At 70.8% G+C, this 16,216-nt stretch carries 13 protein-coding genes; 10 read left to right on the top strand and 3 right to left on the bottom strand.

Annotated features, from left to right (window positions below):
• Positions 1-29 precede the first annotated feature (29 nt).
• Positions 30-1,586, bottom strand: a complete 1,557-nt coding sequence (locus tag AC6JA9_RS26050) for a ChaN family lipoprotein (protein WP_223785554.1) — start codon at positions 1,584-1,586, stop codon at positions 30-32.
• Positions 1,587-1,703: 117 nt separating this feature from the next.
• Between AC6JA9_RS26050 and AC6JA9_RS26045 the strand changes: the two genes are divergently transcribed.
• Positions 1,704-4,685, top strand: coding sequence for a TonB-dependent receptor plug domain-containing protein (locus AC6JA9_RS26045; RefSeq protein ID WP_497958005.1), 2,982 nt, complete (start codon positions 1,704-1,706; stop codon positions 4,683-4,685).
• Positions 4,685-5,524, top strand: a complete 840-nt coding sequence (locus AC6JA9_RS26040) for a 5'-nucleotidase C-terminal domain-containing protein (RefSeq protein ID WP_046714520.1) — start codon at positions 4,685-4,687, stop codon at positions 5,522-5,524. Before AC6JA9_RS26045 ends, AC6JA9_RS26040 begins: the two co-directional genes overlap by 1 nt.
• A gap of 26 nt (positions 5,525-5,550) precedes the next feature.
• Here the strand turns inward: AC6JA9_RS26040 and AC6JA9_RS26035 are convergent, their stop codons facing one another.
• On the bottom strand, positions 5,551-5,829 hold the full coding sequence (locus tag AC6JA9_RS26035) for a TIGR04563 family protein (protein ID WP_223785556.1): 279 nt from the start codon (positions 5,827-5,829) through the stop codon (positions 5,551-5,553).
• A 7-nt stretch (positions 5,830-5,836) separates the two neighbouring features.
• Entirely contained in the window at positions 5,837-6,040 is a 204-nt protein-coding gene (locus AC6JA9_RS26030; protein WP_015350409.1) for a TIGR04563 family protein, read from the bottom strand.
• Positions 6,041-6,540: 500 nt separating this feature from the next.
• Between AC6JA9_RS26030 and tilS the strand changes: the two genes are divergently transcribed.
• The 8 genes from tilS (at position 6,541) to tsaE (ending at position 16,216) form a co-directional block, all read left to right on the top strand.
• Positions 6,541-7,857, top strand: a complete 1,317-nt coding sequence (tilS, locus tag AC6JA9_RS26025; RefSeq protein WP_408890030.1) for a tRNA lysidine(34) synthetase TilS — start codon at positions 6,541-6,543, stop codon at positions 7,855-7,857.
• Between the two features lie 176 nt (positions 7,858-8,033).
• Positions 8,034-9,950, top strand: coding sequence for an ATP-dependent zinc metalloprotease FtsH (ftsH, locus tag AC6JA9_RS26020; RefSeq protein WP_223747530.1), 1,917 nt, complete (start codon positions 8,034-8,036; stop codon positions 9,948-9,950).
• A gap of 130 nt (positions 9,951-10,080) precedes the next feature.
• Positions 10,081-11,319: a dihydropteroate synthase gene (gene folP / locus AC6JA9_RS26015; protein WP_497958004.1), complete on the top strand. Its 1,239-nt coding sequence runs from the start codon at positions 10,081-10,083 to the stop codon at positions 11,317-11,319.
• Positions 11,320-11,549: 230 nt separating this feature from the next.
• Positions 11,550-12,944, top strand: a complete 1,395-nt coding sequence (glmM, locus tag AC6JA9_RS26010) for a phosphoglucosamine mutase (protein ID WP_223747532.1) — start codon at positions 11,550-11,552, stop codon at positions 12,942-12,944.
• A 108-nt stretch (positions 12,945-13,052) separates the two neighbouring features.
• Complete coding sequence (locus tag AC6JA9_RS26005; RefSeq protein WP_141324198.1) at positions 13,053-13,778, top strand: pyridoxine 5'-phosphate synthase; 726 nt, start codon at positions 13,053-13,055, stop codon at positions 13,776-13,778.
• Positions 13,779-13,784: 6 nt separating this feature from the next.
• On the top strand, positions 13,785-14,165 hold the full coding sequence (gene acpS, locus AC6JA9_RS26000) for a holo-ACP synthase (protein ID WP_046714514.1): 381 nt from the start codon (positions 13,785-13,787) through the stop codon (positions 14,163-14,165).
• A 4-nt stretch (positions 14,166-14,169) separates the two neighbouring features.
• Positions 14,170-15,705, top strand: a complete 1,536-nt coding sequence (locus AC6JA9_RS25995) for an NAD(P)H-hydrate dehydratase (protein WP_497958003.1) — start codon at positions 14,170-14,172, stop codon at positions 15,703-15,705.
• A 31-nt stretch (positions 15,706-15,736) separates the two neighbouring features.
• Complete coding sequence (tsaE, locus tag AC6JA9_RS25990; RefSeq protein ID WP_223785559.1) at positions 15,737-16,216, top strand: tRNA (adenosine(37)-N6)-threonylcarbamoyltransferase complex ATPase subunit type 1 TsaE; 480 nt, start codon at positions 15,737-15,739, stop codon at positions 16,214-16,216.

The following is a 16,216-nucleotide window of genomic DNA, read 5'->3' as shown; positions in this document are numbered from 1 at the left end:
GCGTCTGGAGTGGCGCGGCGCCGTGCGCCTCAGTCGCGCAGGCGCTCCGCCCAGGTGAAGTACGCGGCGCGCGCGTCCACGAACGGGTCGCGGAAGAGGGCGCGGACCTCGGCCTTGTCCACCTGTCCCGCGTCGAAGGCGCGGTAGAGCTTGTCGCCGAGCAGGTACCCCAGTCCGTGGCTGACGCCATGGAACAGCCGGTCCTTGCGCAGGGGCAGCAGCTTCACCGCCTCCTCGGGCGCCTCCAGCTCGGCGGCCGCGTGGGCGAGCACGAACGCGGAGACCTGTCGGTCCACGCCTCGCGTCTCGCCGAAGCGCCGCACCCAGTCCGCCAGGTTCAGGCACGTGCGCCGGGGATTGACGAGCCGCGAGCCGAAGAAGCCCAGCGCCTCCTCCATGCACCGCGCGTAGAACGCCTCCGACGCCGTGCGAGGCTCCTCCATCGCGCTGCCCACCGCGCAGTGCCGCACGAAGTGCGCGGCCTCCTCCGCCGCGTGGTTCAGCGACAACGAGGCCAAATACGCCGTGCGCGCACGCGGGATGTAGCTGCTCTCCCGCGACAGGATGTGCCGACGAAGCTGCGACAGCTCCGTCTGCGTGAAGCGCCCCCGACGCTGGATGCGCGCCAGCACGTCGCCGTCCGCCACCGTGGTGACTTCCACCGACTCCAGCGCGCGACCCACCGGCACACCGGCCAGTCGCCCGATGAGCGCCGCCATCTCCCGGAACCGCTCCGACGCGCCCCGGTCCATCAACGGCGCATCTCCCGCCTCGGCTTCCAGGTAATCCAGGAAGCTCTGCTGACAGACGACAGGGGAGGCGTTGAGCAGGCACAGGGTGTCGTCGGCCAGCTCCACCGCCTCGGCCGAGCCCATCTGCCCGTCGCGGGCCAGCTTCCACCAGACGCCTTCCGCGTTCTGGTAGACGACCAGGCCCCGACGCTGGGTCTCACCCAGGGCCCGCTCCACCTGCGCGGGCAGGTGGCACGGCGCGATGTGGTACTGGCCCACCAGGACGAGGATCAGCGGACGGTCCTCGGCGCGGGCGGCGCGGGCGATGCGCTCGGCGGCGTAGGCATCGCGCAGCGCGAGCGAGCGCTCACCCTGGGCCCGCCGGTCGATTCCGAGGACCTCCAGGCGGTGCTTGCGGGCGAAGGCGAGCAGGCCACGCGGCGCGCTTCCTGGGCCGAAGCCCGCACCCTCCGTGCCAGCACCCAGGCGTGCGAAGAGGGAGCGCTCCGACAGGCGCCCCGAGCCCCACGCATCGATGGAGGCCTGGTGACGCCCCTCGATGCACTCGAGGGCGAGCACGACGCGGCGGCCCGAGGACAGGGCGCGCTCCGCGAGCTCCAGGTACGTCTGCTGGGCCAGGGGCAGCGTGTGGTAGTCGCCCACGTACACCACGTCCGAGGCGCGCACGCGCTGGTGGACGTCGCTCAGCGGCAGGACGCGCCGATAGCTGGCGGTGCGCCGCCGGTAGCGGGCCTCGTAGGAGCGGAAGGCATCTGTCTGCCCGTCCACCACGCGGGCGATTTGTGCCCGCTGTCGACGGAAGAGGGCAAGGTGCAGGGCGAGCGAGTCGCGCATGGAGTGCGGCGATCCCTCGCACGGCCTCGGAGACCCGGCAAAAAATCGGCGGCGCTCTGGCCCTCGGGCCCCCCTTCCTTGACTCGGGGAGGGCCTCAATGGACCATCTGCGTCAGCTTGAAGAACACACTCGCTCGCGCGACCCTCCTCAGCCTCGTGCTCTTCCTGGCGGTGCCTGTCCGTGCCGAGGAGCCTTCTCTTCTCCACTCCGCTCCGGCACGCGCGGAGGCCAACGTGCCGCTGCGGCTCGACGGCACCCTCGTGGAGGGCGCACGCATCCTGGAGATGCAGGTGCGCTACCGGGGCCCGGGAGAGCCGTTCGCCCGCGTGCCGATGGAGCGCCAGTACGGCGACCTGTATCGCGCCGTCATCCCTCCCGAGCACATGGTGCCTCCTGGCATCGAGTACTACGTCGAGGGCCTCACCGCCGACGGCGAGCGCATCGCCATCTTCCAGTCCGCGTCGCGGCCCGCCCGCGTGCTCGTGGCCGGAGAGGCGCCGGCGTCCGCGCGCAAGCCCGGCGCGTCCGAGCCTCCTCCGTTGGCCACCGTCGACGAGCGTCCCAGCACGCGGACGCCGGCCACCCAGGAGCGCCCGCGTCCGTCGTCCTCCGATGACGATGACTCGATGGCCGCGCTCACCGCGGACCTGAACGAGGGGGTTCCACCGCCGACGCCCAAGAACTCCCGGGACTCGCGCGGGTCGTCCACGCCTCCGCCGAAGGGGACGTCCGCGACGTCGCGCGATTCCTCGCGTGCGTCTCGCGATACCTCATCGACCTCGAGAGACGCGCCCACGCGCGAATCGCAGCCGTCGCGCGAGTCGCCCTCACGCGATGCGGTGACCTCGCGCGAGTCGCCCTCACGCGAAGCCGTGAGCGCGCGCGAGCCGAGCGTCACCCGGGAGTCGCCCACGCGCGACACGTCCCGTGACACGGGCTCCTCGCGTGGCGAGCCTGCGGCCCCACAGCGCACAGAGCTGGAGGACGACCTGGCCCTCTACAGCGCCGAGGACACGCTGGCGCTGGCCACGCGTCACGAGGAGAAGGTCCGCAAGGTGCCGGCCATCGGCGCGTCCTTCAACCGCGAGCAGATCAGCGTGCTCGGCGCGCGCACGGTGGCGGACGTGCTGGACGTGGTGCCCGGCCTCACCGTGAGCCGCGACGTGCAGGGCTTCCACCGCACGGCGGTGCGCGGCCTGCGCAACGACGCGGAGGTGCTGTTCCTGCTCAACGGCCACCGGCTCAACAACTTCTTCGACGGCAAGGCGCTGATGAATCTGCCGGTGGAGAACCTGGAGCGCATCGAGGTCATCCGTGGCCCGGGCTCCGCGCTGTACGGCGCGGGCGCGTTCCTGGGCGTGGTCAACATCGTCACGGACACCTCGGACGGAGTCCGCACGGCCGTGTCCGCGGGCGGCTTCCCGGAGAAGGACGACCGGCTCGCCGTCACCGTCAACGGGCACGCCTCCGCGGGGCACACCTTTGGAGACCTGCGCCTGTTCGCGGACGTGGACGTGTGGAACCAGTCCGGCGACGCGAACATCATCGAGCACGACGGCCTGGACGACGAGTCCACCTCCCAGGGCCTGCGCTCGGTGGAGGACCCGGCCGGCAGGACGCGCGATGACCGCTTCCTGCTCAACGTGGGCGGTGGCGCGACGTACTCCATGGGCGACGCCGGCCGGCTGGCCGCCTCCGTGCGCTACCTCTCCGAGAACCGCACCGCGCTGCTGGGGCTGTTCGACGTCGTGGCCGAGGACTCCGAGCTGAAGTGGAACGTGCTCATGGCGGACGTCCACTGGGAGAAGAACATCGGCTCGTCGATCCTCCTGCGCGCGCGCGCCGGCTTCGACCAGCAGACCACCGACCGCCTCTTTCAAATCACGCCTCGCAACTTCCGCACCGGTCCGGACTCGAACCAGCTGTTCGACAACGGCCTGCGGGAGCAGACGCAGATTTCCGTGCGCTCGCTCACCGGCGGCGTGGACGCGGACATCGTCCTGTCGTCCAACAACCGCCTGTCCGTGGGCGCGGTGGTGGAGCAGCAGTCGCTGGGCGACTACACCTACGAGACGAACTACACGCTGGACGCGCGCGTGCGCCCGGGCGGCTTCACCACGCCCGAGGGCCTGGCGGACCTGCTGGAGCTGGCGGGCGGCGCGGCGTCCCGCCGGCTGACGGTGGGCGCCTTCGCGCAGGACCAGTGGACCGTCGTCGCCCCGCTGACGCTCACCTTCGGCGTGCGCGTGGACGCCACGCAACTGCCCACCGTGGGGACGAGCGGCGACATCACGGGCACCAGCTTCGTGGCGCGCGTCAACCCACGCGTGGGCCTGGTGTTCTCCGCCACGGACGCGCTGGTGCTCAAGGCCCTGTACGGCCGCGCCTTCCGCGCGCCCACGCTGCAGGAACTGGTCGAGCGCATCCCCGACACCGACTACAACCAGGGCCGCTTCGAGGGCAACCCGAGCCTGCAGCCGGCCATCGTGGACACCTTCGAGCTGGGCGCGGACCTCATCCAGTCCGCGGGCGAGGCGCGCGTGCGGCTGCGCGCCAACGCGTACCTGGAGCTGTTCTCGTCGCCCATCGTCCCGGTGGACACGTCCGGCAACATCGTCCCGCTGCGCAACCGCGAGCTGGGCGTGCGCGTGTACGGCATCGAGGGCGAGGCCCGCCTGGAGGCCTCCAAGCGCGCCAACGCCTGGTTCAACGCGAGCATCTCCCGCGCGCAGGACATGGAGCTGCCCTCGCAGTCGCGGCTGCTCACCGACACGCCGCAGGCGCGCTTCAACGCGGGCGTGTCCATGCCCATCGGCGCGTGGGTGAACTTCGACGTGGTGGTGCGCACGGGCGCCGAGCGTCGCAACAACAGCCGCTCCGTGCTGGAGCTGGTGCGCCGCTACAAGATCCCCGCCTACAGCCTGGTCACCGCGCAGATTCGCACCGAGCCCATCCTGGACATCTGGGAGGTCTCGCTGGTGGCGCACAACGTCTTCGACCACGACCTTCGCGATGACGTGCCGCGGCCCGACCGCGTCACCGGGAACCTCCCGCGCGAGGGCATGTCCGGCTACCTCACCGTGAGGGCTCACTTCTGATGCCACTGCCCAAGTCCCTCGTCGCCGCGCTCGCGTGCGCCCTGGCCTCGCCCCTGGCCGGGTGCATCTCCTACAACGACTCCTGCCAGCCGCTTGTCGCGGACCCCGACGCCGTCGTCGGCTACCTGGGGCAGGACGTGCTGCTCGACAAGCCCTTCGTCTGGCACGACAACAACGCGCTGGCGCAGGCCGCGGCGGATGCGTTCCGCCACGCGGAGGACGGCTCGGCCCGGCCCGCGGTGCTGGGCGTCATCAACGGCGGCTCGCTGCGAGCAGAGGGCCTGTGCTTCACGCGCCAGGCGCTGCGCAAGGGCCCGCTCACCGACGGTGTTCTCCACGAGGTCATCCTCTTCGAGAACCTGGTGGTGTCCGTGGACCTCACCGAGACGGAGCTGGTGAAGATGATGGAGAACAGCGTGGGCAGCCTCTACCGGGAAGGGGAGCTCATCGCGTCGCCGTCCGGCGCCTTCCTGCACCTGTCGGAAGGCACCACGATGCACGTCAACTGCGCGAACCCCCGGGGCCAGCGCGTGGAGGCGCTGACGGTGAACGGGCAGAGCGTGCCCCTGCCGCCGCGTGACGACGCGAGCATCCGCTACCGCGTGGCCATGCCCAGCTTCCTGCTCGGAGGCGGCGACGGCTACGGGGAGGCGTTCGGCAACGCGGGACAGAATCCGGACCGCTTCCCGGTGCAGGCGCGGAAGCTGGGAGGAACGGACGCGAACATCACCTCGGCGTACCTGCGGGAGATGCACCCCTCACCCGAGCAGTCGCTCACCGAGAAGCCGCGAATCACGTTCTCGAACTGCGCACGACCCGCGCGGCCCGCCGGAGGTTGAGTGCCGGGGGCCGTTCGCGGGGACCTTCAGGACTTCGGCTCGTCCGGGGTCGGAGCGGCCGCCACCAGCGTGGCGGTGGCCGCGGGCGTCGCCGCCGGGCTCGCCGCGACGGCGGCGGGACGGGCAGGCGCGCTCAGCACGTCGTTGACCGACGGCATCCTCCGAATCTCGGCACGCGCCACCTTCCACGCCTGCTGGACGATCCACGACAGGGAACGGTCCTGCCGCGTGGCCTCACGCTGGATCTCCTCCAGCATGTCCTCGGGGAAGTAGAGGCTTTGCTTGCGATGGTCGGTGGTGGCCATGCCTGCGCTACTCCTCGCGCGGGTCCTGGCGCTCGTCGCCAGTCACGTCGTTGACGGCGGGGAACGACTTGATGCGCTCGCGGGCGATCTTCCACGCCTGCTGGACAACCCAGGAAAGAGAGCGGTCCTGTCGGTTCGCTTCTTCCTGAATCTCCTTCAGCATCTCCTCGGGGAAGTACAGCGACTGCTTGCGCTTGTCGGTGCCTGCCATACTTGAGTCTCCGGGGCGGATTCGAGGTGACGACCTGAACACACCGGTGCCGTTATCCGACAGACGCCCAAGAGGGTCAACGGTTTAGGACGACTCATTCCGCGCCCGTCGGCTCCCTGCTCGGACATGTTCAGTGCCGCCTGACGTATCCAGCCGGGCGCGAAAAAGGAAACGCCCCGGGCCTCGCGATGGGAGGACCGGGGCGTTTCGGAAAGAGGGACCGCCGGGAGTGGATCTCCCAGCGGACCCGTGGACCCAGAGGGGGAGGGGGGGGACCCCTAGGTCCAACACCTTGAAAAGTCGACCGTCCCCTCAACAACGCCCGGTGTCGCGCATATTTCCGCTTCCGCGACCGCGCCCATCCGGTGTGACGATCATAAGAACCGACCCCCCCTGCCTTCAACCGCGCGCGCCTCTGTAACCCTGTTACCCGACATTCCATTCCGCCCCCGCAGATGTCACCCACTGGACCCGCGACGCAGTTGCTGAAGAGGACGCTGATGGACACGTATGCGCGCCTCGGACTGGAGGGCCGGTCCGTGTTGTGCGCCGTGTCTGGAGGCGCGGATTCGGTGGCCCTGCTCGTCGGCACGGCGAGCGTGCGCGAGCGGCTGCGGCTGCGAGTGGAGGTCTGCACGGTGGACCATGGCGTGCGTCCCGAATCCCGAGCGGAGGCCCGGGCCGTGGGCTCGCTCTGCGAGCAGCTGGGCGTGCCCTGTCACGTGCGGACGCTGGCCCTGGCGCGGGGCCCCGGACTCGAGGCCCGCGCGCGGCAGGCGCGCTACGAGGCCCTGGAGGCGGTGCGGCGCGAGCGGGGCCTGTCCCTGGTGGCGACGGCCCACTCGGCGAGCGACCAGGCGGAGACGCTGCTGATGCGGCTGGCGCGGGGCGCGTCGACGCGGGGCGCGGTGGGCATCCGCGAGGCGCGGGGCACGCTGGTGCGGCCGGTGCTGTCGCTGACGCGGGCCCAGCTGGTGGCCTCCTTGAAGGAGCAGGGCGTCGGCTATGCGACAGATGAGATGAACGACGACCCCGCCTTCCTGCGCGTCCGGGTGCGACACGACGCGCTGCCGGCCCTGTCGCGCGCGGCGGGCTTCCCGGTGGACGCGCGGCTCGCGTCGTACGCGCGGCTGGCGGCCGAGGACGACGCGCTGCTGAGCGACCTGGCGGACGCGGCCTGGGAGCGCGTGCGGCTCGCCGACGGCGCGCTGGACGCCGTGGCGGTGCGCGCGCTGGAGGTGCCCTTGCGGCGCAGGGTGCTCGCCAGGCTGCTGGCCGCGCACGACGTGGTGGCGGACGCGGCGATGGTGGAGCGCGCGCTGCGGGCGGTGGAGCAGGGAGGCTCGGCGACGGTGGGGCGCGCGCTGCGGCTCCGGGCCACGGGCGGGCGGGTGCGCTGCGTGGCGTCGTCGGAGGTGAAGACGCCTTCGGTGCGGGCCATGGTGCTGACGGGGCAGGGGGCCTCCGGCGTCCTGGAGGGCACGGGGTGGTGCTTCAGCGTGGAGTCGCGCGAGCCACCTCCGGGCATGCACGGGCTGGCGCTGGCGCGCGATGTCCTCTGGCCGCTGACCGTGCGGACGCGCAGGCCGGGAGACCGGGTGCGCGCGGGCGAGAAACAACGCCGGCTGCAGGATGTGTTGGTGGATCTTCGGGTGCCCGCGGAGTCGAGGGATTCGCGGCCGGTGGTGCTGGACGCCGAGGGCACCGTGGTGTGGCTCCCAGGGCTGTGGACACCTCCGTCACGGGCGGAGGTTTCCGGACACTACCTGTGGGCCGCACCCGTGGGTCCGAGCAATCACCAGGACCCTTCGTTATAGAGTGGAATGAGTGTTGTCGGGGGTTGGCCGTGCCCCCTAAATAGTTGAGGGCTTTTTGCTGTTGCTGATACGGTCCGACGACTGGGAGCTCGCCTGGTGTCGGGCAAATGATTGAAAAGGCTGGGTTTCTCCCGGCACGGCCCTCACCCGCCGAGTACCGAAAGGGCAGCTGACACGTGCGTTCGACCTACAAGACCATCGGGCTCTGGGTCATCCTGATCGTCCTCTTCGTCGCCTTCTACAACTTCTTCTCCCAGGGCAACGACCAGGTCCAGGAGCCCTCCTTCACCCAGCTTCTGTCGAAGGTGGAGGAGAAGAAGGTCAAGGAAGTGGCGGTCAAGGGCAACACCTACTCCGGCAAGTTCGTGGACACGAGCGAGCGGTTCCGCACGACGGGGCCCGCGCCGGATGCGGCGATGCTCAACCAGCTCCGCAACAACGGAGTGGACGTCAAGTATGAGCGGGAGGAGCAGAACAGCCTCTGGCTGACCATCCTCGGGCAGTGGATGCCCGTCGTCTTCCTGTTCCTCTTCTTCATCTTCTTCATGCGTCAGCTGCAGGGCGGCAGTGGCAAGGCGATGACCTTCGGGAAGTCGAAGGCCAAGCTGCTCAGCGAGAGCCACAACAAGGTCACGTTCGCGGACGTGGCCGGCGTGGACGAGTGCAAGGAAGAGCTCGAGGAGATCGTCGCCTTCCTGAAGGACCCCAAGAAGTTCACCAAGCTCGGCGGCCGCATCCCCAAGGGCGTGCTGATGATGGGTCCTCCGGGCACGGGCAAGACGCTGCTGGCCCGCGCGGTCGCCGGCGAGGCGGGCGTGCCGTTCTTCTCCATCTCCGGCTCGGACTTCGTGGAGATGTTCGTGGGCGTCGGCGCCAGCCGCGTCCGTGACCTGTTCGAGCAGGGCAAGAAGAACGCCCCCTGCATCATCTTCATCGACGAAATCGACGCCGTGGGTCGTCACCGTGGCGCCGGTCTGGGCGGCGGTCACGACGAGCGTGAGCAGACGCTCAACCAGCTGCTCGTGGAGATGGACGGCTTCGAGTCCAACGACGGCGTCATCCTCATCGCCGCGACGAACCGTCCGGACGTGCTGGACCCCGCGCTGCAGCGCCCGGGTCGCTTCGACCGCCGCATCGTGGTTCCGCGGCCGGACCTGAAGGGCCGCCTGGGCGTGCTGAAGGTGCACACCCGCCGCGTGCCGCTGGCGCCGGAGGTCGACCTGGAGGTCATCGCTCGCGGTACGCCGGGCATGACGGGCGCGGACCTGGAGAACCTGGTGAACGAGTCGGCGCTGATGGCCGCGCGGCAGAACAAGGAGCGCGTGGACCTGAGCGACTTCGAGGCCGCCAAGGACAAGGTCTTCATGGGCCCCGAGCGGCGCTCGATGATCATGACCGAGAAGGAGAAGAAGAACACCGCGGTGCACGAGGCGGGGCACGCGCTGCTCGCCAAGCTGCTGCCGGGGTGCGACCCGCTCCATAAGGTCACCATCATCCCGCGTGGACAGGCGCTCGGCGTCACGTGGAGCCTGCCGACCGAGGACAAGGTCAACGGCTACAAGAAGCAGATGCTGGACCAGATCTCCATGGCCATGGGTGGCCGTATCGCCGAGGAGCTGCTCTTCAACGAGATGAGCAGCGGCGCGGCGAACGACATCGAGCGGGCGACGGAGACGGCGCGCGCCATGGTGTGCCGCTGGGGCATGAGCGAGAAGCTGGGGCCCCTGGCGTTCGGCAAGAGCGACGGTGAGGTGTTCCTGGGCCGCGACTTCAACTCGTCCAAGGACTACTCCGAGGACACGGCGCGGCAGATCGACGCCGAGGTGCGCGGCATCGTCGTCGGCTGCTACGAGAAGGGTCGCAGCCTCCTGACGGAGAACCTGGAGGCGCTCAAGCGCGTCTCCGACGCCCTGGTGGAGTACGAGACGCTCGACGCCGAGGACGTGAACATCCTCCTGCAGGGTGGCCAGCTCACCCGTGAGCGTCCGCCCCCGCGGGTGAACGCTCCGCCGAAGGCGACGGAGAAGAAGGACAAGCGGAAGATCCTCGACGCGCTCGAGGGCCTGCCGAAGATGGAGCCGAACAAGGCGTAGCTCCAGCGGCCGCCACGCGGCGCTGAACGAAGGCCCTTCCCACCCCGGGGAGGGCCTTTTCGTTTGTGGGGAGGCGGGCGGCGCCAAGGGGGTAGGGTGGACGCCACGTCCCTCGCAGGAGTCCTCGCCCATGCTTCGCGCCCGCCCCATCAGCGTCGACCGTCCGGAGGACCTGACGCTGGCCTTGCGTCGCATGGGGCTGCCCACGCCCGCGCGCGAGTACCTGTTGGAGAAGGTGCCGCATGGCCAGTGGCTGCTCACCGGCGTCTCGAAGGACGTCGGCCAGTTCCTGCAGGGCCTGGCGGAGCGTTCGAACGCGCCGGGGCGCGAGGAGTTCCCTTCGTGGGTCTCGGGTGATGTTCGCACCCGCGCTGGCTCGGGCCTGTTGTCCGGACGCCGTGAGCAGGTCGAGCGGCTCATCGCGCTCGCCCGCGCCGAAGGGGGCGAGTTCATCGCGCTGGCGGGCGCGCTGGAGCGGGTGCTGGGGGCACACGTGGCGCCGACACCGCTGGTGCTCGGCGAGCGCACCTTCGAGTGGGGCTCGCGCACCTACGTCATGGGCGTGGTCAACGTGACGCCGGACAGCTTCTCCGATGGGGGGCGCTACCAGGACGTCGACGCGGCCATCGCCCACGGGCTCGCGCTGGCGGAGGCGGGCGCGGACCTCCTGGACATCGGCGGTGAGTCCACGCGCCCCGGCTCACGGGCCGTCCTGGCCGAGGAGGAGGTGGCCCGGGTGCTGCCGGTCATCGAGGGCCTGCGGGCCCGCACCGCCGTGCCCCTGTCGGTGGACACCACCAAGTCGGCCGTGGCGCGCGAGGTGCTCCAGGCGGGCGCGCACCTCATCAACGACATCACCGGCTTCCGCACGGACCTGGAGCTGCCCCGCGTGGTGGCGGAGTTCGGCGCCGCCTGTTGTCTGATGCACATCCAGGGGACCCCCAGCACGATGCAGCAGGCGCCGTCGTACGAGGACCTGGTGGACGAGGTGCTGACGTACCTGGAGGACTCCTCCGCCGTGGCGGCGGCCGCGGGGGTGCCGCGCGAGCGCATCCTGCTGGACCCGGGCATCGGCTTCGGCAAGACGTTCGACCACAACCTCTACCTGCTGCGACGGCTGGGGGAGCTGCGCGTGCTCGGGCTGCCCCTGCTGGTGGGCACCAGCCGCAAGGGCTTCCTCGGCGCCCTGACGGGTGGCAAGCCGGCGGGCGAGCGTCTGGCGGCGACGCTGGGCTCCGTGGCGGCGATGGCGGTGCTGGGCGGCGCGGACGTCGTCCGGGTGCACGACGTGGCGGAGGCTCGCGACGCGCTCCTGGTGGCGGATGCGATTCGCGTGGCGCGCGACGGAGGGACCCTGCTCGGACGCTGAGCCGGCGTGGGCCGCGCGCCACACGGCGGCGGTGGAGCCGCGTGTAGGCGTGGGGCGGGGGCTGGTATCGTTTTCGCACTGACCTTCAACGGTGATACAGCCTGCAAGCCCGGGCCGTTGCCGGGGGAGCATCGGGGCCCTACCTTCGAGCCCCGGCGGTGGGCGGGGTATAAGCCCCGACGTCGAGCGACCGGCGAAGGCCCGGCGTGGGAAAGGTGGAGCGGAAAGCCATGGCGTACAGGATGAACATGCCTCCCAAGGAGGAGCGCGCGTCGCAGAAGCTGTTCGGCACGGACGGGGTTCGCGGAAAGGCGAACGTCTACCCGATGACAGCGGAAGTCGCGATGCAGCTCGGGCGGGCGCTCGCGTACCTCATCCGCAATGGACCGCACCGCCACCGCGTCATCGTGGGCAAGGACACGCGACTGTCGGGCTACATGCTCGAGCAGGCGCTGGCCGCGGGCCTGACGTCCATGGGCGTCGACGTGGAGCTGGTCGGTCCGCTGCCGACGCCGGGCATCTCCAACATCACCACGTCCATGCGCGCGGACGCGGGCGCGGTCATCTCCGCGTCCCACAACCCGTACGAGGACAACGGCATCAAGTTCTTCTGGCGCGACGGCTTCAAGCTGCCGGACGAGACGGAAGGCAAGATTGAAGAGCTGCTGTCCACGGGCGCCATCGACTCCATCCGTCCCACGGCGACGAAGATTGGCCGCGCGTTCCGCATGGAGGACGCGCGGGGCCGCTACATCGTGTTCCTCAAGGCGACCTTCCCGCGCGAGCTGACGCTCGAGGGGATGACCATCGTCGTCGACTGCGCCAACGGCGCGGCCTACAAGACGGCGCCCGCGGTGCTGGAGGAGCTGGGCGCGAAGGTCATCACGCTGGGCGTCTCGCCGGACGGCAAGAACATCAACCACAAGTGCGGCGCGCTGTACCCGGAGAACCTGGCGCGCACGGTGCTCAAGCACGGCGCCCACCTGGGCATCGCGCTGGACGGTGACGCCGACCGCCTCATCGTCGTGGACGAGAAGGGCAAGGTCGTGGATGGCGACGCCATCATGGCCATCTGCACCGGCGAGCTGGTGGCCCGAAAGCAGCTCAAGAAGAAGGTGCTGGTCTCCACGGTGATGAGCAACGTCGGCCTGGAGCGCGCGGTGGCGCGCTGGGGCGTGAAGGTGGCTCGCACGCGCGTGGGGGACCGGTACGTCGTCGAGGAGATGCGCAAGAACGGCTACAACCTGGGCGGCGAGCAGAGCGGCCACCTCATCTTCCTGGACCACACCACGACGGGGGACGGCACGCTGGCGGCGCTCCAGCTGCTCGCGGTGATGTGCCGCGCGGGCAAGCCCCTGAGCGAGCTGGCCTCCATCTTCGAGCCGGTGCCCCAGACGCTGGTCAACGTGGTGGTGAAGCAGAAGAAGGAACTGGGCGAGCTGCCGGACGTGATGAAGATCATCAAGTCCGTGGAGCAGAAGCTCGGCAACTCCGGCCGCGTGCTGGTGCGCTTCTCCGGCACCGAGCCCAAGGCGCGCGTGCTGGTGGAGGGCGAGGACGCCGCTCGCAACGAGGCCTACGCGAAGGACATCGCCGACGCCCTGGCGAAGGCGCTCAACCGCTAGTCGTCGTTCACGACGGTTGACTTCCGGACGCTGGCCGCGATTAGAGGGGCCAGCGCGTGCCGGGGCCCCCGACAATCCCGGCACCGCGCGTCAAGCGAGGTGCGGTCGATGGGACAGCGACTGGGTGTCAACGTGGACCATGTGGCGACGCTGCGGCAGGCGCGGCGCACCACGTATCCGGATCCGGTGACGGCGGCCGCGCTGGCGGAGCTGGCCGGCGCGCAGCAGATCACCATCCACCTGCGCGAGGACCGCCGCCACATCCAGGACCGCGACCTGCGCATCCTGCGTGAGACGACGCAGACGCTGCTCAATCTGGAGATGGCGGCCACCCCGGAGATGGTGAAGATCGCCTACGAGCACAAGCCGGACGTGGTGACGCTGGTGCCCGAGCGCCGCGAGGAGCTCACCACCGAGGGTGGGCTCGAGGTCGCCGGCCAGCGCGAGCACGTCGCGAAGATCATCAAGAACCTCAAGGACGGCGAAATCACCGTCTCGCTGTTCATCGACCCGGACCTGGACCAGGTGCGCGCGTCGCACAAGGTGAACGCGGACCGGATTGAATTGCACACGGGCCGCTACTGCGAGGCGCGCAACGAGAAGGAGCGCGCGCGGGAGCTGGCGCGCATCGTCGACGCGGCGAAGGCGGGCACCAAGCTGGGCCTGGGCGTGGCCGCGGGCCACGGGCTCAACTACGACAACGTGCAGCCCATCGCCCGCATCGCGGAGATCGACGAGCTGAACATCGGCCACGCCATCGTCGCGCGCGCGGTGCTGGTGGGCTTCGACCGGGCGGTCCGGGAGATGCTCGACCTGATGCGCAACCCGGGATAGCGCGCCATGGGAATCCGGGGCCTGGGTCTGGACATCTGCTCCATCTCCCGCATCCAGCGCATCCTGGACGGGCCTCGCGCGGAGCCGTTCCTGAACCGCGTCTACACCGAACACGAGCGCGCCCTGTGTGGCCAGCGTCACGACGCGGCCAGCGCCTACGCCGCGCGCTTCGCGGCCAAGGAGGCGCTGGTGAAGGCCCTGGGCGCGCCGCCGGGCATCCGCTGGAAGGACATGGAGGTGCGTCGCGACGGCGGCGCGCCGTACTTCGGCCTGTCCGGCGTGGCGCTCGAGGTGATGGAGGCCCGGGGGCTGGAGGCCTTCCTCGCGTTGACCCACGACGCCGACGTGGCCGCCGCCACGGTGGTGCTGCAGTCGAAAGGGGAGTGAAGCCATGCTGCGCGTCCTCACCGCCGCCCAGATGCGTCAGGCCGAAGAGGCCGCCGAGCAGCGCCACGGCATGCCCTCCGCGCTGCTGATGGAGAACGCGGGGCGGGGGCTGGCGGAGGTGGCGCGCAAGCTCGCGGGGCCTGATGGCCGCTTCGTGGTGGTGTGTGGACCGGGCAACAACGGCGGCGACGGGCTGGTCGCGGCGCGCTTCCTCCTCGAGGGCGGCGCGCGCGTCTCGGTGACGCTCGTGGGCGACACCGCGAAGCTGACGCCCGAGGCGAAGCGCAACCTGGAGGCGCTGCGGGGCTTCGGTGGTTCGGCGCTCGCGCTGGAGTCGGTGGAGCCTCCCTCCACGGGCGACGTGGTGGTGGACGCGCTGTTCGGCACGGGGCTGAGCCGGGCGCCGGCGGGCGCGTTCGCGGAGGCCATCTCCGCCATCCACCGGTGGCGACGCGCGGGCGCGAAGGTGGTGGCCGCGGACGTGCCGTCCGGTCTGCGGAGCGACACGGGCGAGCCCTTCTCTCCCTGCGTGGAGGCGGACGCGACGGTGGCCTTCGGCTTCCTCAAGCCGGGCCAGGTCCTGGAGCCCGGGGCCTCGCTGTGTGGCCGCGTGCACCGCGTGGACATCGGCATGGGGGGCGCGGCGTCGCGCGACATCACCGGCGCCGAGCTGTTCGTGGTGGAGGAGGCCGACGCGCGCCGCACGCTGCCCGCGCGCAAGGCGGACACGCACAAGGGCACCTACGGGCACGTGCTGGTGGTCGCCGGCAGCCGGGGGAAGACGGGCGCCGCGGCGCTGGTCGCGAAGGCGGCGCTGCGCTCCGGCGCGGGGCTGGTCACGGTGGCCACGCGAAGCGACGCGCTGGAGTCCGTGCAGTCGCACTCCGCCGAAATCATGGGCATCCCCCTGGACGGCTCGGGCCCGCTGGGGCTGGGGGATCTGGACGCGCTGCTCGCGGCGGCCGAGGGCAAGGACGCGCTCGTGATGGGTCCGGGCATCCCCCGGGGCCCCGAGACGGGCCGGCTCATCGGCGAGCTGCTCTCGCGCGTGGAGCTGCCCGCGGTGCTGGACGCGGACGCGCTCAACGCGGTGGCGGAGGACCTCTCCGTGCTCCGCCGCGCCAAGGGGCCCGTCGTGCTCACGCCCCACCCGGGCGAGATGGCGCGCCTGACGGGCAGGTCCACCAAGGAGGTCCAGTCACACCGGTTGGACCTCGTGGGTCGACTGGCGGCCGGGCTCAACGCGACGGTGGTGCTCAAGGGGGACCGCACGCTCACCGCGCACGCGGATGGCCGGGTGTTCATCAACACCACGGGCAACCCGGGCATGGCCACGGGTGGCTCCGGGGATGTGTTGTCCGGCGTGTGCGGCGCGCTCCTGGCGCAGGCCTTCCCGCTGCCCGACGCCATCTGGACGGCGGTCTACACGCATGGCCTCGCCGGAGACCTGGCGGCGGCGCGACGCGGGCAGCTGGGACTGGTGGCGGGGGACCTCATCGAGCAGGGGCTCTGCGAGGTGTGGCTGCGGTGGGAGCGATGAGCGACACGGTGCTGTCGAGCGAGGTGCGGCGATGAGCGAGTCCAACACGGTGGAGCGGCGCGTGACGCTGGCCTCGCCCGAGGAGACCCATCGGCTCGGAGTCCGGCTGGGCGAGCTGCTCGAGCCGGGGGACTTCGTGGGCCTGATTGGCGATTTGGGCGCGGGCAAGACGCACCTGGTGCGCGGCGTGGCCGAGGGCGCGCGCGTGCCTCGCTCCGAGGTGGCCAGCCCCACCTTCGCGATTGTGTACCCGTACTCCGGCCGCATCCCGCTGTACCACGCGGACCTGTACCGCCTGACGGGCTACGACGACCTCTACGCCACCGGCTTCATGGACCTGGTGGGCGGCGAGGGCGCGGTGCTGGTGGAGTGGTTGGACCGGGTGCCGGAGGCCGCGCCTCGCGAGCACCTGCGCGTCACGCTGGCCCACGCGGGCGAGGACTCGCGCACCCTGGAGGCCCAGGCCTTCGGGGCCCGGGCCTCGGCGCTGCTGACGTCCTGGCTGCCCTGA

Source organism: Myxococcus sp. MH1 (assembly GCF_059738865.1).
Note: the sequence above shows the minus strand (reverse complement) of the source record. Positions and strands in the feature narration are given on the sequence as shown.